We start from the raw sequence: 19,221 nt of genomic DNA on the forward strand, positions 1-19,221 counted from the left end.
TCGCGCCCGGTTTCGCGGACTTCAGGGATGTCCTTACCCCTCCGCGATGATCATGGAGCGCCTGTCATGTCGCCACCGCCGATCCCGAGCGCCCCCAACTCGCCCGACCCCATCCAGCCCGAGTCGCCCCCGCCGCGGGCGCGCCGTCACCGCCACCGCTCGGGCTGTCGTCGCGGCCCCGCAGGTGCCGTACCGGCAAGCGTTCGGTTCTGCCACGTCGCCCCCGACGCCAGTGATGAGGAGAGGATCGCCGCGGCCGTCCGCGTCGTCGTCACCGCCTACAGCAACCCCGGTGACCGGGTCGCGCTCGCCGACGCCGCCGAGCCGGGCTCACCCGCGAGCCGCGAACACCGCGACCGCCTGGTAGAGACGGTCCTGCGACTCGCCCGCGGCGCGGTCACCGAGCTGCCCCGACCAGCACCCGATGATCACCTTCTGGACAGCGGGGAGGCACGGACTGGAGCCGTACCGGAGTCCGAGTCCGGACCCGGACCCGAGCAGCTGTCAGTCGCGGAGCCGACCGCATCCCCGTCCGTTCGTCGCACCGAAGAGCGGAGCCGGGACCGGTTCGCTGTGATCGTCTGCGGCTGCACGCCCCAGTCGACCGACCCCGGTCTGATGGCCGACTGGGCACCGCTACTTGCTCCTGACGGCGCCCTCGTTGTTCTCACGCACAGTAATCACGGGCCGGGGGTACGGGCGGCAGACTCCGGGGCTGTCGTGCGGGCCGCAGTACTGGCCGGACTGACGTTGACCGACCGGCTGATCCTGGCGCACGAAGCCCCGAGTACTGCGCCGCCGACGACCCGACACAGCCCGCGCACCGTCGCCCTCGGACCTCATCGCCGCATCCACTCCACCGCCTGCGTGTTCCGCCACTCGATCCCGTCGCTGGAGCCCCGTCATGCCTAAGAACGTCGTGCGCCCGGCCAGCGTGTGGGCTACCGGGAACCGCTCACCCCGCCAGCAGATCATCGGCCGGCACATCGGCGCCACGCGCTCCGACACCGCGCTGACCCCGGCCATCGCTCGCTGGATCATCGAGACCTATACCGAACCCGGCGAGATCGTCTGTGATCCCAACCCCGGCCCGGGCCTCGTACTCGCCGAGGCCGTCCGCGCAGCCCGCCACGCCCTGGCACTGCCTACCCAGCCCCGCTGGGAGTCCGCGCTGGAAGCCAACCTCGACCTCGCCCGACTCGCCGGCAGCACCGGTCACGCCACCCTCCTGGACAGGATCGACGACCCACGCGCCGCCGACCTGCCCGGCGTGGTCGACCTCGTGCTGACCGGCCTGCGCCACACTCCGGCCAGCGACCCCAGCCGGGTCCTGGTCGGCCTGTATGAAGACCTCGACGCGGTCGCCGACTGGATCCGGCCCAGCGGACACGTCGTGATCACCTGTCACCCCTGGCGCCGCCGCGGGCGCTTGCTGGACCTGCCCGGCAAGATCCACGACGCGGCCGAGGCCGTAGGTCTCGTGCCCTCAGACCACTGCATCGCCCTGACCTCACCAGCACGCGACGGCCACGTTCGTTCCCGAGCACGCATGCACACTGGCTCGTTCCCAGAATCAACGGATGCACACGGCCTGCCCACGGCCCGGCCCGCGCATATCGACGTGTTGATCTTCCGGACGCCCACCTCGGCGCTCGATCCCGGCACCACGAACACGGAGGGCGCCCCGCGATGACGACGACGTACTACCGCGACGACACCATCACCCTCTACACCGGCGACACCATCGACGCGCTGGCCTCTCTCCCGGACGCGTCCGTGGATTGTGTCGTGACCAGCCCGCCCTACTGGGGACTCCGCGATTACGGCACCGGCCGCTGGGTCGGCGGCAACCCGGCGTGCACCCATGCAGCCGGTCGGGGAACCAATCAAGCACAGACCAAAAACCCGCGCGTCGGATACCCCACGTCAGTGGCTCATCGGGGTGGCGATCCCCAACAATGTCGCCGCTGCGGGGCATGGCGTATTGACCGCCAATACGGACTCGAACCCACCCCCGACGATTACGTGCGCAGACTGCGCGACGTCTTCACGGAACTGCATCGAGTTCTCGCCGAGACCGGCACCGTGTGGCTCAATCTCGGGGATTCCTACTCCGCCGAGCCACCCGGCCGCAGCCAGCACGCTATGCGCACCAGTACTCTCGCCGGAAAAAGCGCCGCGGCACCTATGCGGGAATCCGTTCGCGGAAACGGAACAAATCGTTCCAGACCCCTACCTCGAAAGAATCTTTACGGAATTCCTTGGAGGGTCGCTCTCGCCCTTCAAGAAGACGGATGGATTCTCCGCAACGCCATCATTTGGCACAAACCAAACGCAATGCCGGAATCAGTCAAGGATCGACTATCCTGCCGACACGAAACACTGTTTCTGCTCACGAAAAGTGACAACTATTATTTCGACCTTGACTCCATACGCGAACCCTACACCGCTGACCGCCCCTTTAGCAGGAAAATCCGTTTCGGTGGCAACAAAGACAATACCATAAAAATGTCGTGGACCCCCCAAGGCCAAGGGAAGAATCCTGGCGATGTGTGGTCGATTTCCACCCGCCCACTCCGGGAAGCACACTGCGCGCCATTTCCCATCGATATTCCCCTCCGTTGCATTGCCGCCGGATGTCCAGAAAGTGGCCGCGTTCTCGACCCGTTCTCCGCGCCGGCACGACCGGGCTGGCCGCCCGCAAACTGGGGCGCTTCTATCAAGGCATCGACCTGCGGCGCGACTACCACGACATCGCCCTGCGCCGACTAGCCGAGAGCCAGTCCGCCGGGACCGATCTGCCCGAGGCGGCTTGACCCGAGCGCCGTCTCCTCCACGCCGAATCCATCCAGCATATCGAGAGAAGGGGTGGTGCCACGCGGCCTGATGGACAACGACGCCATCAGGCCGCAAGGATCTCCTCATCCTTAGCCCTTGAATCTGGACGCGCGTCGACCGTCTCCGCCAGGTGAGCGGGGACGCCGAGGTCCAGTCGGTCGGTGGATCGCTGGCCCCGACGGGTGCCCACGTGCAGTCGGGGAGTCGAAGCCCTACCGATCGCCCGCGTCGACACCCCCAGCCACTACAGCGCGCGTCAGGGCGCGTGCCCGCCCCCGATCAAGCCCTCCGCGGGTAAGGGACGCGAGCGCGCCGGCTGGGTCGTGTCCGCTGCGTCGACGGTTGCCCATGCCCGCTGACCAGCCAGGCGAGCCCCGTTCCCTCCGTGGGGCTCGCTGGCTCGGAGGTGCGCCTCATGTGCCCCGACGAATGCCACACCCAACACGACCCAGTCACCGTCGGCAACGACGAACGGTCCGACACCGTCGCCAAGTTGCCCCGCCCCGCAGAGAGCGCCGGCGTTACGGTTCAGACCGAACCGGTGCTGCGGGGCGGCACTGGTTCGCGAGCCAAGAAGTCGCGAAAGCGAGGCACGCCCGCCGGACGGGCCAGAACCTGGTGGTTCGCGGTGTCCGCCGTGACCCACCAGATGTTCACAAGCTCGCGAAAGTGGTCGCCAGCCTGGCGGCCGACATGGTGGAGACCGACATGGATGAACAACCGAAACTGACGGACCCCGAGGCAGCAGGCGCCCCTGGTGACCAGCAGACACCTCGCCGAACGGCGTAGGCACGAGCGTGCCGGTACGTACTGGCACCAACCCGCACAACCGGCTCCCACCCGGGGGCCACTGGGCGAGATGTCCCGTCACCACACCGAATCACGAAGGACTGTCATGACCAGCGCATACGCTGACTCCTACGACGAGCTGCAGCAGGATACCGCTGTTCCTGTCGCACATCCCGCAGACGACGTGGAACCCGGTACGCGGGCAGTCATCTACCTGCGCGTGTCCTCAGCCGGGCAAGTCAAGACCGACTACGACCCCGAGGGCATCTCCATCCCCGCCCAGCGGGAAGCATGCCTGCGCAAGGCCAAGGAATTGGGCGTCACCGTCATCGACGAGTACGTCGAGCCCGGACGCTCGGCGACGGAGATGACCAAACGCGAGGCATTCCAGCAGATGTTGGCCCGGGTGCGTAGTCAGGGCGATGTCGACTACGTCATCGTCTACATGCTCTCCCGCATGGCGCGCAACCGGTACGACGACGCGATCGTCATGGCGGATCTGCGCAAGCGCGGCGTCACGCTCGTCTCGGCGACCGAGTCGATCGATGGCTCGCCTGTCGGGCAGCTCATGCACGGCATCTTGGCAACCTTCAACGAGTACCAGTCCCGCCAGTCCGGCGCCGACATCGCCACCAAGATGGAGCGCAAGGCCCGCACTGGCGGGACTCTCGGCCGCGCCAAGCTCGGCTACCTCAACCACATCGATCACTCCGAAGGCCGGGTGATCCGCACCATCGTCCTCGACGACGAACGGGCGCCTTTCGTCCAACTCGCCTTCGAGCTGTATGACACCGGGGACTACACGCTCGACGAGCTGGCCGATGAACTCTACGACCGCGGCCTGCGCACCCGCCCCACGGCGAAACACCCGGCGAAGAAGGTCTCGATCAACAAGCTCTCGCAGATGCTGCGCGACCGTTACTACGTCGGCTACGTGACCTACAAGGGCGAGGAGATCAGGGGCCGGCACGAACCGTTGATCGACGACGACCTCTTCGACCGGGTCCAGGATCGGCTCAACTCCCGGTCCGCGGCCAAGGAGCGACGCCGGGTGCATCACCACCACCTCAAGGGCTCACTGTTTTGCGGACGCTGCCGACGAGTAGCCGGGATCACTCAACGGATGATCATCCAGCGCACCCTCAACTCAAAGGGCGCCGAGTACCTGTACTTCTTCTGCCGTGGCCGCCAGACCGGCACCTGCGACGCCCCGCACGTCAACGCCGAACTCGTCGAGGACGCCATCGAACGGCACTACGCCACGATCCGCTTCAGCCAAGCGTTCATCGCCGACATCCGCGCCCAGATCGACACCGTCGTCAACGAACAGGAGAAAGCCGCGCGACTGCTGCATCAACAGCTCTCCAGCCAACTCCACGAACTCGACACCCAGGAGGAGAACGTGATCGACCTCGCCGCCGACGGCACCCTGCCGCAAACCAAGGTCAAAGCCAAGCTCCGCGACATCGAACGCCAGCGGCGTCACCTCACCCAGCGCCGCGATACCGCCTCCGCCGACCTCACCGATGCCGCCCGCCTGATCGACGTGAGCCTGACACTGCTCGAACGCCCCGAGGAGCTGTACCGGCGGTGCACCGAGCAGCAGCGGCGCCTGCTCAATCAGGCGATCTTCCACAACATCTACATCGAGGACGAGGAAGTCACCGACCACAACCTCCAAGAACCATTCGGGCAACTCCACGCCATCCAGCAAGCGCAGCTGCCAACACAGCACCCCGCCATCACCGCGCCGGAGCCACGAGACAGCAAAAAGGCCACCCGCCAAGCGGGTGGCCCATCCTCGCCTTCCGGCGTCGCGGTCCTACTCCAGGGCCTTCAATCAGGCACTTGTTCTAGTAGTACCTCTAAGGTGGAGCTGAGGGGAATCGAACCCCTGACCTTCTCGATGCGAACGAGACGCGCTACCAACTGCGCTACAGCCCCGGAGGAGCCTCCCTTGTGAAGGAAGCTCCGCCAGCTTAGCAAGGCCGGTGGCCCTGCTGGAGCAGGGGGTCCCTACTCTCCGACGGCTCGCCGGTAGGGCAGTTCACCGGGGTCGCCGAGTTCGTGGAACGCGGGGTCCTCGTCCTCGAGGTCGACGACGACGGTGTTGCGCGGGGGCCGCGGGGGCCTGCGGTGTTCGACGCTGACGAGCTGCGGCCCTGGTCGGCTGGGCCGGGGCCCGGGCGCGGGCCGCGGGGCGACGTCGCGGGGCTCGCGGCCGTCGTAGGTCTCGTAGGCGTCGTGGTCCTCGTCGTAGGCGGACGCGTCGTCGCTCTCGTCGGCGTAGCGGCCGGGTGCGGGCGCGCGGCGCGGACGACGGCGCCCGTGGTGTAGCGCGCCATGCGGCGTTCGCGGATCTCCTGCTCGATGCGCACCTGACGACGCAGGTAGCCGAGGTAGCCGATGAGCACGACGTCGATGGCGCCGTGCAGCCACCACACCATCGGCGAGAGGACGGCGGCGACGACGGCGCTGGCCACGGCTGCGATGAGCAGCAGCAGCACGACCCGCTGCCGGTAGGCGTACTTGGCGCGTGCGGCGATCTCGGCGGCCTCGGGGTCGAAGCCTCCGCGGCCGGGCCGGTAGCGGCGGGCGACGGGTTCGGCCTCCTCGACCTCGTCCTCGGCGCCGTAGTCCTCGTAGGCCCCGTAGTCGTCGTAATCGTCGTAGTCGCGGGGGTCGTCGACCTCGTCGATCGGCTCGCGGCCACGTCGGGTCTCGCGCGGGTCTGCCACGTCGTCCTCCTCGGCGTGCGGGACGTCACCGGCGGCACGGTCGTCGTCGACGTCGTCCTCGTAGCCCGTGTCGTCGAGGTCCCGGTCGAGTTCGTCGAGCTCGTCCAGCTCGTCGGGGCGTTCGAGGTCGTCGACGTCCGCCTCGACGTCGACGTACTCGTCGCGAACGTCGTCGACCTGGTCCTCACGTGTTGTGTTCGCGTCTCCGGACACGGTCTTCTCCCTCCGCCCCAGCTTGCGCGTACCGCTCCGCACGATCCGACCCGCCAACGCGGAATCGCTGGTCTGCACGACCTCTTGGCGCCCCCGCGCCACCATGGGAACGAGAACGACAAGCCACGCAGCGGCGAGCCCGATGATGATCAACGAGCTTGGCATCTCCCGTCACCTCCCCGACCTGCTGGTCGTCCGCGTTGCCCCGTGGGTCCGCGAGCCACGGCTCCCGGCGCCCGCGAAGCGCTTTGTCTCCACGCTGACAAATCACCACGTTAGTCACACGAGTAACAGAAAAGCTGGAGACGCGCCGTACCGATCTTTGATCACCGTCACCGGATCAGGTAACGGCGACACAGCGGACTAACCCGAATGGACGCGTGTCGCGGCACCCTCGGAGACGAGGCGTTCCACCAGGCCAGGGCCGGTTTCCTCGGCGGTGATCGCATACGCGAGGTGATCGCGCCACGCCCCCGCCACGTTGAGATATCGCTCGAACAGGCCTTCTCGGCGAAAACCGGCTTTCGTCAGCACGCGGATGCTGGCGGCGTTCTCCGGGCGCACCGTCGCCTCGAGCCGGTGCAGCAGGCCGGGGCCGAACGCGTGGTCGGTGACCATCGCCAGCGCCGCCGTGCCGACGCCCCGGCCCGCGACGTCGGAGGCCACCCAGTAACCGACCCAGCCCGAGCGCAGCGCGGCCCGCACGATGTTGCCCACGGTGATCTGCCCGGCGAAGGCGCCGTCGACGGTGATCGCGAACGGCAGACACTGACCGCGTCGCGCCAGCGAGCGCAGCGACATGCACTGCGGCGGCCACGCCCAACCGGCGTTGCGTTCGTCCCAGGTGCCCGACGACGACGGTTCCCAGCGTTCGAGGTGGTCACGGTCGCCCAGCCGGATCCGGCTCCACGCGCCGGCGTCCCGCCAGCGCACGGGCCGCAACGCGACGACGGAGCCGTCAACCCTCAGCGGGTCGGGCCGGGCGGGCCAACCCGGGTGCTGTGATCCGCCGGAATCCCAGTGCCGCTGCGACATCGGCTCGCCGCCCCGTTCAGGCGCGTTGGGCCAGGAACGTGACCTTGACCTGCTCGCCCGCGGGCAGTTCGGTGAGCTCCTCGTCGACGTTGATCAGGCAGTTCGCCTCGGCGAGCGCGGCGAGCAGATGCGCACCGGACGTGCCGAGCGGCTGCACCAGGTACTCGCCGTTCGTCTCGTCGCGCAGCAGGCGACCACGCAGGAACCCGGTGCGACCCGCGGTCGAGGTCAACGGCGACAGCAGCCGGGCGTCGACGGCCCTGCGGTGCGGGTTCTTCGTGCCCCGCGCGGCGCGGATCAACGGGCGGATGACCACCTCGAACACGACCAGCGCACTCATCGGGTTGGCCGGCAGCAGGAACGTGGGCACCGCGTCCGGACCGAGCTGACCGAAGCCCTGGACCGATCCGGGGTGCATCGCCACGCGGCGGGAGTCGAGCCTGCCCAGGTCGGCCAGCGCGGCCTGCACCTCGGAGCCCGTGGATCCGCCTGCGCCACCGGCGACGACCACCACCTCGGACATCAGCAGCCTGCCCTCGACGGTCTCGCGCAGGCGTTTCGGGTCGAGCGGGACGATGCCGACGCGGCTGACCTCGGCGCCGGCATCCCTGGCCGCGGCGGCCAGCGCGTAGGAGTTGACGTCGTAGACTGGCCGACCGACGGCGTGCGATCGACGTCCACCAGCTCGTCGCCGACGGAGATGATCGACACCCGCGGCCGCGGGTACACCAGCACCTTCGACCGGCCGACGGCCGCGAGCAGACCGACCTGCGCCGAACCGATCGTGTCGCCCTCACGCACCGCGACGTCGCCGATCTGGACGTCCTCGCCGGTGCGCCGGACGTACCCGGCCGACGGCACGGCCTGCCGCACGGTGACCTTCGCCTGGTGGCCGTCGGTGAACGAGGTGGGCACCACCGCGTCGGCCAACGTCGGCAACGGCGCGCCCGTGGCCACGCGCACGGCCTGGCCGGGCTGGAGCCTGCGCGGCTGCCGCGACCCGGCCTGGATCTCGCCGACCACCGGCAGCTGCACCGGCTCGTCCCCTGCGGTGCGCACGTCGACGCTGCGCACGGCATAGCCGTCGACGGCGGCCTGGTCGAAACCGGGCAGGGCCTGTTCGGCCACCACTTCCTCGGCGCAGGGCAGACCCTGCGCCTCGGAGATCGCGACGCGCACCGGGCTCGGCCGCACCGCGGCCTGCAGGACCCGGCGCAGCTGCTCGGCGACCGGCACGAACTCCTCGACGGAGGTGTCCGGGACAGCGGTGACCGTGGTGGTCGGCTCGGCGTCGTTCATCAGTCGGCGGTCTCGATTCGTTCCTTCAGCCAGTCACGCAGCGCAGGGCCATAGTCGGCGTCCTGCAGGGCGAAGTCCACCGCGGCACGCAGGAAGCCACCCGGATTGCCCAGGTCGTGCCTCCCACCGCGGTGCACCACCACGTGCACAGGATGCCCTTCCTCGATCAACAGGGCGACCGCGTCGGTGAGTTGCAACTCACCCCCGCTGCCGGGGCCGATGCGCTCGAGTGCGTCGAAGATCGCCCGGTCCAGCAGATAGCGGCCCGCCGCGGCGTACGTGGACGGCGCGTCCTCGGGCTTCGGCTTCTCGACCATGCCGTGCACCTGCTTGACGTCGCCGTCGTCGGTGTCGGACACGTCGAAAACGCCGTACGGGGAGATCTCGGCCTTCGGGATGTCGAATGCACAGAGCACGCTGCCGCCGAACCGGGCGCGCACCTCCGCCATCTTGGTCAGCACCCCGGAGGCAGGATCAGGTCGTCGGGCAGCAGGACCGCGACCGCCTCGTCGGTGTCGGCCAGCGCCGGCGCCGCCTGCGCCACGGCGTGCCCGAGCCCGAGCGCCTCCTCCTGGATGGCGACCTCGACGTCCAGCAGTCCGGGCGCCCTGCGCACCTTCTCCAGCAGTGCCGTCTTGCCCTTGGCCTCGAGGTTGGCCTCGAGCTCGGGACGCGAACGGAAGTAGTCGACCACGGCCTGCTTCTCGGGCGAGGTCACGACGATCATGCGTTCCGCACCCGATTCGGCCGCCTCGCTCGCCACGACCTCGATGCCGGGCGTGTCCACCACGGGCAGCAGTTCCTTCGGCACGGCCTTCGTCGCCGGCAGGAATCTGGTCCCCAGACCCGCGGCAGGAACGATGGCGGTGCGGAACGCGGCGTTACTCATGGGACCGGTCATGGGCCGAGACTCTAGCCTGAACGAGCGACTCGGGCCGACAATGACAGGCGCCTGACGACAGCTGGCGATCGCGCGCCCGCGTGAGCTTCCCATCCGCGTGAACGGACGCGGCCGTCGAGCCGGACAATCGACCCCGAACCGACGTCGCCGACCCCCGGAAAGGACCGCCGTGACGACCGAGGACCTCGACAAGCGCACCTGGCGACGTCGGATCACCGGCGGACGGGCGGCCGTGTCGGCCCAACAGCAGGTCGTCGAGGCCAAGGCGCTGGCGGCGAGCGTCGGCGAGCTCATCGCCGCGACCGGCCCCGCCACCGTGGGCTGCTACGTCCCGTTCGGCACCGAACCCGGGTCCATCGGGCTGCTCGACGTGCTGCGCGACGGCGGCGCGCGGGTGCTGCTGCCGATCGTGCCGGATGAACGCGGACCGCTGGACTGGTCGGAGTACACCGGCACCGCCGGCCTCGTGCCGGGCTCGTACCGCGGCATCCTCGAACCGGGCGGGCCGCGCCTCGGCGCCGAGGCGATCGGCGACGCGGAGCTCGTGCTCGTGCCCGCGCTCGCCGTCGACCGGCGGGGCGCCCGGCTCGGCAGGGGCGCCGGGCACTACGACCGTTCGCTCGTGTTCGCCCGCGACGACGTGCGGCTGATCGCACTGGTCCGCGACGACGAGCTCGTCGAACGACTGCCCGCCGAACCCCACGACGTGCGGATGTCGGCCGCGCTGACCCCGGGACACGGCCTGGTCGACCTCGACCCCACGGGGTGACGCCGGCCGCCCGTCGACGGCCCACGGTGACCGCGCGTGCGTACCGTCCACCGGTTCCGGTGTGACCTGGGCCTGATTGCCTCCACGGAATGCGATGCAGCACAATCTCGTTAGCACTCTGTGGAGTCGAGTGCCAACGCCTGAAGGAGCACCTGTGCCGACCTACCAGTACGCCTGCAAGCAGTGCAGCCACCAGTTCGAGGTGGTTCAGTCGTTCTCCGACGACAGCTTGACCGAATGCCCCGAATGCCAGGCGTCCTGCGCAAGCTCTACGGCGCGGTGGGCGTGATCTTCAAGGGCAGCGGTTTCTACCGCAACGACGCCCGCTCCGGTAGCGGCAGCACGGGCGGCTCGTCGACGGCGGCGGCGTCCTCCTCGACGGACTCGTCGAGCTCCTCCGGCTCCGATTCCTCCTCCTCGCCGAGCACCTCCTCCGGTTCGTCGGACTCGTCCGGCTCGACGGGTTCGTCGAGCTCGTCGAGTTCGTCGTCCTCATCCTCCACGTCGACATCGGCTCCCGCGGCTCCCTGAGCCGAGTTGTCCACATCGACCCAGTTGTCCACAGGTTCGCGAATCGGTACTTCCGAACCGGCGTGACGCCCTCCTAGCGTCGATCGGGCCGAGGCGACGAGCGCCCGGCCCGATCCGAACCGGGGGCGTGGATGACCACGAACGTCACGCGTGCGCTGACACGCTGGACGGCGACCGTCCGGGCGCGACCGATTCCGGTGCTGCGCCGCGTGCTCGCCGTCGCACTCCTGCTGCTGGCGGTCGCGCTGGCCACCCGGCCCGCCACCGCACACGACGACGCCACACGTCCGATTCTGGTATTCGCCCGGGATGTCCCGCTCGGGGCGACGTTGCAGGAGGCCGACGTGCGTACGGTCGACCTCCCCGCGGCGGCCCATCCCCGCGGCGCGCTCACGAAATCGGACGAAATCCCTGGGCAGCGCCTCATGGGCGTCGCTCGGGAGGGTGAACCTGTCACCGATTCCCGACTCGCGGACCGGGCACCGACCCCTGCGGGAACGGTCACCGTGCCGATCCGGTTGGCCGATGCGGACCTCGCTCCCCTGTTGCACCCCGGGTCCAGAGTGGACATTGTGGCACTCGGCTCCGGCGCGTCCGAGCAGGGCGGCGAACAGGTGCTGGCCAGCGACATTCCGGTGTTGTCGGTCGCCGCGTCCGATGGTCCGGGCTCCGCCGACGCGGGATCCGGAATCGCGGCCCACGGCGCGGGCGAGGGCCCGCTCGTGCTCGTCGCCGCGCGACCCGACCCTGCGGCACGCCTCGCTGCGGTGTCCTTGTCCCAGCCCGTGACGGTTACGCTCCGATAGCCATTCAAGTCCAATGTGGAAGGGAGCGGAGCGTGCTGAAGGGCTTCAAGGAATTCCTGATGCGCGGCAACATCGTCGAACTTGCCGTCGCAGTCGTCATCGGTACCGCCTTCACCGCGATCGTCACGGCGTTCACCGAGAGCCTGATCCAGCCATTGATCAACGCACTGGGCGGCAGCGATGCCGCGCAGGGACTCGGATTCCGGATCCTGGCCGAGAACCAGAGCACGTTCCTCGACTTCGGAACCGTGATCAACGCGGCGATCAACTTCGTCATCATCGCCGCGGTGGTCTACTTCCTGGTCGTGATGCCGTTCCAGAAGCTCCAGGAACGCCGCAAGCGTGGCCAGGAGGAAGAGGTGGAGCCGACGGACGTCGAGCTGCTCACCGAGATCCGCGACCTGCTGCGCGACCGTCAGGCCGGCAACCGGGGCTGATCAGCGGGTTCACCGGTCGTGATGCGGCGGCCGGTTCTCCCGGTACCAGTCGTCGGACGAGCCGGACCCGCCACGCGGGGACCGCTCGTCGACGTGGTCTCGGGCAGCACCTCGCCGAACACCTCGGCGAGTTTGCGACGCAACGCAGGCGACGATTTCGGCGTCTCCGGCGTCTCCGGCGGCCCGGCGCGCCGGCCGTCGGCTCTGCCGGACGATGCGTCGTCTGCCGCGGATTCGGATCCGCCCGTTTCGGTCATGGTGTCGCGTCCTGCCGGCTCAGTCGCCGTCCAGGCCGGACAGCTCGCCGATCACGTACGGCAGCAACGTCGACAGCGTGGCCATGCCGTCACGCACCGCGGGGCGCGACCCCGCGAGGTTGACCACCAGCGTGCTGCCGGACAGGCCCACCAGGCCGCGGGACACGCCCGCGTCGACGGCACCCGCCGCCAGCCCGGACGAGCGGAGCGCCTCGGCGATGCCCGGCACCGGTCGGTCGAGCACACCCGACGTCGCGTCCGGCGTCACGTCGCGGGGTGACACACCCGTGCCGCCGACGGTGAGCACGAGGTCCACACCACCGATGACGGCGGTGTTGAGCGCATTGCGGATCTCGACGATGTCGGCGCGGACGACCACCGAACCGTCGACGATGAATCCCGCCTCCTCGAGGAGTTCGGTGACGAGTCGGCCGGTCGAGTCGTCGGTCTCCCGCTGGGCGGTGCGGTCGTCGACCACGACCACCAGGGCGCGGCCGAGCCGCTGTGCACTCCGTTCCATGGCTCCTACCGTATCGCTCGGTTCGCTGATCGCGCGTATGCCGCGCTTCGCGTCGGCCGCGTCTCCGACGCGGCGGACACGCTCCACACGCGACCGCGCGCGAGCCGGACGGAAGGGATTCCCGGCTCGCGCGCGGTCTTCACGCACCCGGTCACGGGTTCGGCTCCGCGGCGGGCGGTGGTTGGTCTCGGCCGCTGTCGGCGGCCGAGCGTCCTCAATTCGGATCGACCGGTTGGCCTCCGAGGGTCACATCGACGGTCCGGCCGCCCTCGAGGGTCAGCGTGACCTGCTCACCCGGCGCCTCGTACGGATCGCGGCGACGAGCGTGTCCGAGTCCTCGACGTTGCGCTCGCCGATCCGCACCACGACGTCGCCGCCCTTGAGACCGGCCTCCTCGGCCGGACTGCCGGGCTCGACGTCGGCGATGGCCGCACCACCCTGCCGGGAGTTGCCGACCGTGGCACCGATGAACGTCTGCGTGGCGTGACCGTCCTTGATGATGTCGTCGGCGGTGCGCCGCGCCTGGTCGATCGGGATGGCGAAGCCGATACCGACGTTGCCCGCCTCCTGCTGGCTCATCCCCGACGAGGGGCTGTAGATCGCCGAGTTGATGCCGATGATCTGGCCCCGCATGTTCACCAGCGGTCCGCCCGAGTTGCCCGGGTTGATGGCGGCGTCGGTCTGGATCGCGTCCATCACCGTCGTCTGGTCGCCGCCCCCGCCTGCCGACACCGGCCGCTGCAACGAGCTGACGATGCCGGAGGTCACGGTGCCCGCGAGCTCGTAGGGCGAGCCGATGGCCACGACCTGCTGGCCGACGCGCAGGTCGTCGGAACGGCCGAGTTCCACGGCGGGCAGATTGCTCGCACGCTCGGCCTTCACCACCGCCACGTCGGTCGTCGGGTCGCGGCCGACGACGCTCGCGTTGGTGGTCTGGCCGTCGTTGAACACGACCTGGATCTGCCCACCGCCGCCTGCGGCGCCGGCGATCACGTGGTTGTTGGTGAGGATGTGCCCGTCGTCGCTGATGATGAAGCCCGACCCCTCGCCGGCTCCCTCGCCGCTCACGGTCTTGAGCTGGACGACGCTCGGGCTGACGTCCTGGGCGACCGCCTCGATGCTGCCGTTCTCGGCGTTACCGGTCTGCCGGGCGGGCCGTTCCTGGTCGAGCGAGTTGACCGTGGGTCCCGTGGCACTGTCACCGGCGGTGAGCGATCCGCCGACCATGCCGGCGGCGCCGCCGAAAAGCAGGGCGAGCACGGCCACACCGACGATCAGCTTGGTGTTGCCGCTGCGCCCGCCGCCGCTGGACCGAGAGCCGTCCTGGACGGGCGGCATCGAGCCGGTCTGGCCGCCCAACGTTCCGTAGCCGCCCGGATAGGGGCTCTGCCCCGGCGGGGCGTACGGGTTCGAGCCGGGGGTGGTGCCGGGATTCGTGCCCTGGTCGGCGCCACCGAAACCCTGCTGCGCCGGCTGGCCCGGGTAGGCGGCGTAGGGCGCGTACGGGTTCTGCCCGGCCTGCGGAGCCTGCCCGGTCTCGGAACCCTGCGCCTGCTGGTGCTGGGCCGGTTGCGGGTTCTGTGCCTGCTGGCCCTGCGCCTGCTGGCCCTGGGCCTGCTGACCCTGGGCCGCGCCTTCGACCGACCACGGGTTGGGCGCCGCGTCGCCTGCCGACCCGGTCGCGCCCTGCTCGCGGCCCGATCCGTCCTGCGCGGGCATACTCGGCGCCGGGGTATCGGAGTACCTCCCGAAGGTGGGGTCGTTCTCGCTCATGCCTCCATCATGGGACACGGTCCTGAGAACTGGCTGAAATCCACCTGTGGGATCGCCGGGGATGTGCCCCGGACCCACCGGGCGCGGCCGGGCTCAGCGCACCGGTGGTCCGGCCGTGCGCAGGCGTTCGGCGATCTGCTCCGGGGTGGAGTCGTTGATCCACACCGCCATGCCGGATTCGGAACCGGCCAGGTACTTGAGCTTGTCGGCCGACCGCAGCACCGACAACAGCTCGAGGTGCAGCCACGACAGCTCGCGGTCGGTGTCGGTCGGCGCCTGGTACCAGCCGGCGACGTAGGGCAGCGGACGGTCGTAGAGGCCGTCGCACTGCGCCAGCACGGTCAGGTAGACGCGGGCGAAGTCGTCCCGTTCGGCGTCGGTCAGTTCGGTCAGATCGGCCACCTGCCGGTGCGGCACGACCTGCACCTGCACCGGCCAGCGCGCCGCGGGCGGGACGAAGGCCGTCCAGTGCTCGCCCGCGGCGACGATCCGCTCGCCCGAGGCGCGTTCGGCGGCGAGGACGTCGCCGAGCACGTGGGTGCCGTGCCGGTCGCGGTGGGCGGCCGCGGTCGCGAGCATGCGCTCGGTGCGCGGCGTGACGAACGGGTAGCCGTAGATCTGCCCGTGCGGATGCGGCAACGTCACCCCGATCTCCTCGCCGCGGTTCTCGAACGGGAAGACCTGCCGAACACCGGGGGTCGCCGACAGGGCGGCGGTGCGGTCGGCCCACGCGTCGACGACGGTGCGCACGCGCGTGGGCGTCAGCCTGCCGAACGAGCCGTCGTGATCGCTGGTGAAGCACACGACCTCGCACCGCCCGGTGCCGGGCGCCACGGGCACGATGCCCGCATCGCCGACGGTGGTCGGGCCGGCGTCCGGGACACCCTGGGCGAACGAGGGGAAGCGGTTCTCGAACACGACCACGTCGTAGTCGCCCTCGGGCACCTCGCTGGGGCGTTCCGGCGTGCTCGGGCACAGCGGACACAGGTCCGCGGGCGGCATGTAGGTGCGGGTCTGGCGGTGGGCGGCCATCGCGACCCACTCGCCGGTCAGGGGGTCGCGGCGGATCTCCGAGGCGGCCGAGACCTGCGGCAGGTCGCGGGTGTCGGCAGCGGTGCGCGGCGGGGCGTCGGGGTTCTCGTCGAAGTAGACGATCTCCCTGCCGTCGGCGAGCCGCCTGGAGGTCGTGCGCACGGTGCCGCTCACGCGTCGTCCTCGCGGCGGACCGGGACCTCGGCGATCTGCAGGCTGCCCACGTGCTCGGACAGCGTCTTCCTGGCGTCCTCGGGCAGGTGCTCGTCGGACACGACGACGCTGGCGTCGGCGAGGTCGGCGATCGTGGAGATGCCGACCGTGCCCCACTTGGTGTGGTCGGCCAGCACGACGAGCTTGCGCGCGGCGTCGATGAGCGCGCGGTCGGTCTCGCCCTCGGTGAGGTTCGGGGTCGTGAAGCCGGGGCCGTCGGCCATGCCGTGGACCCCCAGGAACACCAGGTCGAGGTGCAGGCTGCGCAGGCTCTGCACGGCGACGGGGCCGACGAGCGCGTCGGAGGGTGTGCGCACGCCGCCGGTGAGGATCACCGTCCGGTTCGGCTGCTGCGCCTCGTGCAGCGCGTCGGCGACGTGCACCGAGTTGGTCACGACCGTCAGGTCCGCGATACCGGCGAGGGCGCGGGCGAACGTCCAGGTGGTCGTGCCGGCGGACAGGCCGATCGCGCTGCCGGGTTTGACGAGTTCGGCGGCCCGCTGGGCGATGGCCTCCTTGTGGTCCTGCTGCTGGAGGGACTTCGCCTCGAAACCGGGTTCGTCGGTACTGCGGTCGTCGAGGGTGGTCGCGCCGCCGTACACCTTCTCGACCAGACCGCGTCCGGCCAGGACGTCGAGGTCGCGGCGGATGGTCATGTCGGAGACGCCGAGGCGTTCGACGAGCTCGCTGACCCGAACCGCGCCGGTACGCCGCGCCTCCTCGAGGATGATCGCTTGTCGCTGCCGCGCCAGCACTTCGTCTCCCGCCGTCCGGCATCGGACGCGCCGACACCCAGGAAATCAACCCAACTACACAAAATCCTACAGCATCGAACAAGCCCGTGGCCGCGGCGCACGCGCGCCACCGCGACAGCCCTGGTCAGGCAGGCTGTTCGGGCGACGTTCCCGGCAGTCGCATCGTCATCACGGTGCCACCACCGTCCCGGGGCGCCGCGAAGGCGATGCCGCCGTGTCGTCCGGTGGCCTGGCGCACGATGGCCAGCCCGAGCCCCGAGCCGGGCATGGTGCGCGCCTCCGCAGAACGATAGAACCGGTCGAACACCTTGGGGAGGTCTTCGGGATCGATCCCGGGGCCGCGATCGGCGACCTCGACGACCGCGGTGCCGTCGCCGAGCGGCCGCAGGGCCACGCCGACGACCGAACCCGGGGGCGAGAACTTCACGGCGTTGTCGAGAAGGTTGAGCACGGCGCGTTCGAGCACGCCGGGGTCGCCGATGAGGCTCCACGACTGCAGGTGCACGTCGAACTCGGTGTCGCCGGCGCGGCGGCGGGCACGGTCGAGGGCGCGTTCGACGACGTCGGCGAGGTCGACCTGTTCCATCTCCTGCGGTCCGCTGTCCCTGGCCAGTTCGACGAGGTCGCCGATGAGCTGGGTGAGTTCGTCGAGCTGGCCGCGGATGTCGCCCTCAATCTCGCCGCGCACCTGCTCGTCGAGCGGTGGGGCGTCGCTCTTGTTGGCCGAGAGCAGGAGTTCGAGGTTGGTGCGCAGCGAGGTCAGGGGCGTGCGGAGCTCGTGGCCGGCGTCGGCGACGAGCTGGCTCTGCTGTGCCTGCGAGTCGGCGACGGCAGCGAGCATGGTGTTGAAGCTCTGCGTCATGCGGGACAGTTCGTCGTCGCCGGTGACGGGGATGGGCCGCAGGTCCATCGTGCTGGCGACGCGTTCGGTGGCCGAGGTCAGCCGTTGCACGGGTCGCAGCGCGGTCCGTGCGACGCCGGTGGCGGCGCCGACGGCGACCACGATGCCGATGCCGCCGAACAGCAACAGCACGAACGACAGGTCACGGAGGGTCCGTTCGGTCTCCGCAAGCGATTGCGCGAGGACGAGCGCCTGGCCGGACCCGGAGCTGACGGCGATGACCCGCATGTGCGTCGCGTCGTCGGTGCGCAGCGACCATTCGGCCTGCCCCTGCGCGACGGCCATCTCGGGCTTGCCGGACGGCGGTTCGGCGCCGCCCTGCGGCAGCACGATGCCGCCGCCTGCCTGGAGCAGGCCGATCTCGATGTCGCCGCTGGCGAGCATGGCCGAGGGCAGGTTCTGGAACCGCGACACCACGGGAACGCTGGCGGCGGCCGCGTGGGCGCGTTCGGTGAGGGAGTTGTCGAACTGGTCGTAGAGGTTGCTGCGCACGGTCAGGTAGGTGACCAGCGAGACGAGCGCGACCGTCCCCCCGACGCACAGCGCGGCGAGCAGGACGACGCGGGTGCGCAGCGAGGTCCGTTTCGGTGGCCGTGCGGGGTCGCCGGCGGTGGGGTCGTCGACGGGCGTGCCGTGGGGGTCGGGACCGGTCACGGAGGGGTCTCCCGGAGCACGTAGCCGACGCCGCGCACGGTGTGGATGAGCCGCGGTTCGCCGTCGGCCTCGGTCTTGCGGCGCAGGTAGCCGACGTACACCTCGAGCGCGTTGCCGGAGGTGGGGAAGTCGAAGCCCCAGACCTCCTCGAGGATGCGGCTGCGGGTGAGCACGTGTTTCGGGTAGGTCAGGAACAGTTCGAGCAGGGTGAACTCGGTGCGGGTCAGGCTGATCTCGCGTTCGCCGCGGCGCACCTCGCGGGTGTCGGGGTCGAGGGTGAGGTCGGCGAACGAGAGCGACCCGGTGCCCTGCGGTTCGGCCTCGGCTGCGGCGCGGCGCAGCAGTGCCCGCAGTCGGGCGAGCAGTTCCTCGAGAGCGAAGGGTTTGGGCAGGTAGTCGTCGGCGCGGCGTCGAGGCCGGAGACCCGGTCGGACACGGCGTCGCGCGCGGTGAGCACGAGGATGGGCAGGTCGTCGCCGCCGCTGCGGAGCCTGCGGGCGACCTCGAGGCCGTCGAGTCTGGGCATCATGACGTCGAGGACCATGGCGTCCGGTCGGTCGGCGGTCACCATCTCGAGTGCCACGGCGCCGTCGCTGGCCACGTCGACCTGGTAGCCGTTGAACTCGAGGGATCGCCGGAGCGATTCCCGCACGGCCCGGTCGTCGTCGACAACGAGTATGCGCATGGCCACCAGTGTGTCGGGTGTGGCTGAGACGCACCTGAATGCCGGCGCCCGCCGGGGTGTCGGCCCGATCACGTC

The 19,221-nt window shown here is 70.0% G+C and carries 17 protein-coding genes, 1 tRNA gene and 4 pseudogenes; 8 read left to right on the forward strand and 14 right to left on the reverse strand.

All coding sequences use genetic code 11. The features are described from left to right. Positions 1-66 precede the first annotated feature (66 nt). From BJF85_RS27495 to BJF85_RS30480, 4 genes and pseudogenes are all read left to right on the forward strand, one after another. Positions 67-912 (forward strand): hypothetical protein, encoded by an 846-nt coding sequence (locus BJF85_RS27495; RefSeq protein WP_139320720.1) that lies wholly within the window; start codon positions 67-69, stop codon positions 910-912. Continuing rightward, positions 905-1,693 (forward strand): DNA modification methylase, encoded by a 789-nt coding sequence (locus BJF85_RS19155; protein WP_075849468.1) that lies wholly within the window; start codon positions 905-907, stop codon positions 1,691-1,693. The genes BJF85_RS27495 and BJF85_RS19155 overlap by 8 nt, the downstream gene beginning before the upstream one ends. Further along, entirely contained in the window at positions 1,690-2,772 is a 1,083-nt protein-coding gene (locus BJF85_RS19160) for a site-specific DNA-methyltransferase (protein WP_222844596.1), read from the forward strand. Before BJF85_RS19155 ends, BJF85_RS19160 begins: the two co-directional genes overlap by 4 nt. Before the next feature lie 961 nt (positions 2,773-3,733). After that, a pseudogene (locus BJF85_RS30480) lies at positions 3,734-4,822 on the forward strand (recombinase family protein); the annotation flags it as partial. On the opposite strand, the gene BJF85_RS30485 reads toward BJF85_RS30480, so the two are convergent. The 6 genes and pseudogenes from BJF85_RS30485 to BJF85_RS19190 form a co-directional block, all read right to left on the reverse strand. Further along, positions 4,775-5,341, reverse strand: a complete 567-nt coding sequence (locus tag BJF85_RS30485; RefSeq protein WP_255375774.1) for a hypothetical protein — start codon at positions 5,339-5,341, stop codon at positions 4,775-4,777. The pseudogene BJF85_RS30480 and the gene BJF85_RS30485 sit on opposite strands and share 48 nt — an antisense overlap. A 157-nt stretch (positions 5,342-5,498) precedes the next feature. After that, positions 5,499-5,571: transfer RNA gene (locus BJF85_RS19170), tRNA-Ala, on the reverse strand. 35 nt (positions 5,572-5,606) lie between these two features. Further along, complete coding sequence (gene glpR / locus BJF85_RS31585; protein WP_187346934.1) at positions 5,607-6,743, reverse strand: gephyrin-like molybdotransferase receptor GlpR; 1,137 nt, start codon at positions 6,741-6,743, stop codon at positions 5,607-5,609. A gap of 198 nt (positions 6,744-6,941) precedes the next feature. Next, complete coding sequence (locus BJF85_RS19180) at positions 6,942-7,613, reverse strand: GNAT family N-acetyltransferase (RefSeq protein WP_075849469.1); 672 nt, start codon at positions 7,611-7,613, stop codon at positions 6,942-6,944. Between the two features lie 16 nt (positions 7,614-7,629). Then, positions 7,630-8,912: pseudogene (gene glp, locus BJF85_RS19185) on the reverse strand (gephyrin-like molybdotransferase Glp). Further along, positions 8,912-9,813: pseudogene (locus BJF85_RS19190) on the reverse strand (UTP--glucose-1-phosphate uridylyltransferase). Before BJF85_RS19190 ends, glp begins: the two co-directional pseudogenes overlap by 1 nt. Before the next feature lie 169 nt (positions 9,814-9,982). Here BJF85_RS19190 and BJF85_RS19195 point away from each other — a divergent pair. Both BJF85_RS19195 and BJF85_RS31590 read left to right on the forward strand, forming a co-directional pair. Beyond that, the gene (locus BJF85_RS19195; protein ID WP_075849470.1) at positions 9,983-10,582 is read left to right on the forward strand and encodes a 5-formyltetrahydrofolate cyclo-ligase; all 600 of its coding nucleotides are present in this window, start codon (positions 9,983-9,985) and stop codon (positions 10,580-10,582) included. A gap of 154 nt (positions 10,583-10,736) precedes the next feature. Beyond that, positions 10,737-10,871: an FmdB family zinc ribbon protein gene (locus tag BJF85_RS31590; protein WP_369822224.1), complete on the forward strand. Its 135-nt coding sequence runs from the start codon at positions 10,737-10,739 to the stop codon at positions 10,869-10,871. Between the two features lie 19 nt (positions 10,872-10,890). On the opposite strand, the gene BJF85_RS31595 is transcribed toward BJF85_RS31590, so the two are convergent. Beyond that, positions 10,891-11,145: a hypothetical protein gene (locus tag BJF85_RS31595; protein ID WP_369822225.1), complete on the reverse strand. Its 255-nt coding sequence runs from the start codon at positions 11,143-11,145 to the stop codon at positions 10,891-10,893. Positions 11,146-11,244: 99 nt separating this feature from the next. On the opposite strand from BJF85_RS31595, the gene BJF85_RS19205 reads away from it, so the two are divergent. Together BJF85_RS19205 and mscL are read left to right on the forward strand one after the other, a co-directional pair. Continuing rightward, positions 11,245-11,919 (forward strand): SAF domain-containing protein, encoded by a 675-nt coding sequence (locus BJF85_RS19205; protein ID WP_075849471.1) that lies wholly within the window; start codon positions 11,245-11,247, stop codon positions 11,917-11,919. A 32-nt stretch (positions 11,920-11,951) separates the two neighbouring features. After that, a complete protein-coding gene (gene mscL / locus BJF85_RS19210) occupies positions 11,952-12,356 on the forward strand; it encodes a large-conductance mechanosensitive channel protein MscL (RefSeq protein ID WP_075849472.1) in 405 nt (134 codons plus the stop codon). Here mscL and BJF85_RS28520 read toward each other — a convergent pair. The 7 genes and pseudogenes from BJF85_RS28520 to BJF85_RS19240 form a co-directional block, all read right to left on the reverse strand. Beyond that, entirely contained in the window at positions 12,335-12,613 is a 279-nt protein-coding gene (locus BJF85_RS28520) for a hypothetical protein (RefSeq protein WP_187346938.1), read from the reverse strand. The two genes, mscL and BJF85_RS28520, sit on opposite strands and share 22 nt — an antisense overlap. 19 nt (positions 12,614-12,632) lie before the next feature. After that, on the reverse strand, positions 12,633-13,133 hold the full coding sequence (locus tag BJF85_RS19215) for a molybdenum cofactor biosynthesis protein B (protein WP_075849473.1): 501 nt from the start codon (positions 13,131-13,133) through the stop codon (positions 12,633-12,635). 276 nt (positions 13,134-13,409) lie between these two features. Next, complete coding sequence (locus BJF85_RS19220; RefSeq protein ID WP_369822226.1) at positions 13,410-14,906, reverse strand: S1C family serine protease; 1,497 nt, start codon at positions 14,904-14,906, stop codon at positions 13,410-13,412. A gap of 93 nt (positions 14,907-14,999) precedes the next feature. Further along, positions 15,000-16,100 carry a galactose-1-phosphate uridylyltransferase gene (gene galT, locus BJF85_RS19225; RefSeq protein WP_075849532.1) on the reverse strand — a complete coding sequence of 367 codons (1,101 nt, stop codon included), beginning with the start codon at positions 16,098-16,100 and terminating at the stop codon, positions 15,000-15,002. An 8-nt stretch (positions 16,101-16,108) separates the two neighbouring features. Continuing rightward, positions 16,109-16,906, reverse strand: coding sequence for a DeoR/GlpR family DNA-binding transcription regulator (locus BJF85_RS19230; RefSeq protein WP_075849474.1), 798 nt, complete (start codon positions 16,904-16,906; stop codon positions 16,109-16,111). A gap of 124 nt (positions 16,907-17,030) precedes the next feature. Beyond that, positions 17,031-18,461, reverse strand: coding sequence for a cell wall metabolism sensor histidine kinase WalK (locus tag BJF85_RS19235; protein WP_075849475.1), 1,431 nt, complete (start codon positions 18,459-18,461; stop codon positions 17,031-17,033). Continuing rightward, positions 18,458-19,146 (reverse strand): annotated as a pseudogene (locus BJF85_RS19240) (response regulator transcription factor). The gene BJF85_RS19235 and the pseudogene BJF85_RS19240 overlap by 4 nt, the downstream one beginning before the upstream one ends. Positions 19,147-19,221 lie beyond the last annotated feature (75 nt).

The organism is Saccharomonospora sp. CUA-673 (assembly GCF_001942305.1).
Classification (GTDB): domain Bacteria; phylum Actinomycetota; class Actinomycetes; order Mycobacteriales; family Pseudonocardiaceae; genus Prauserella.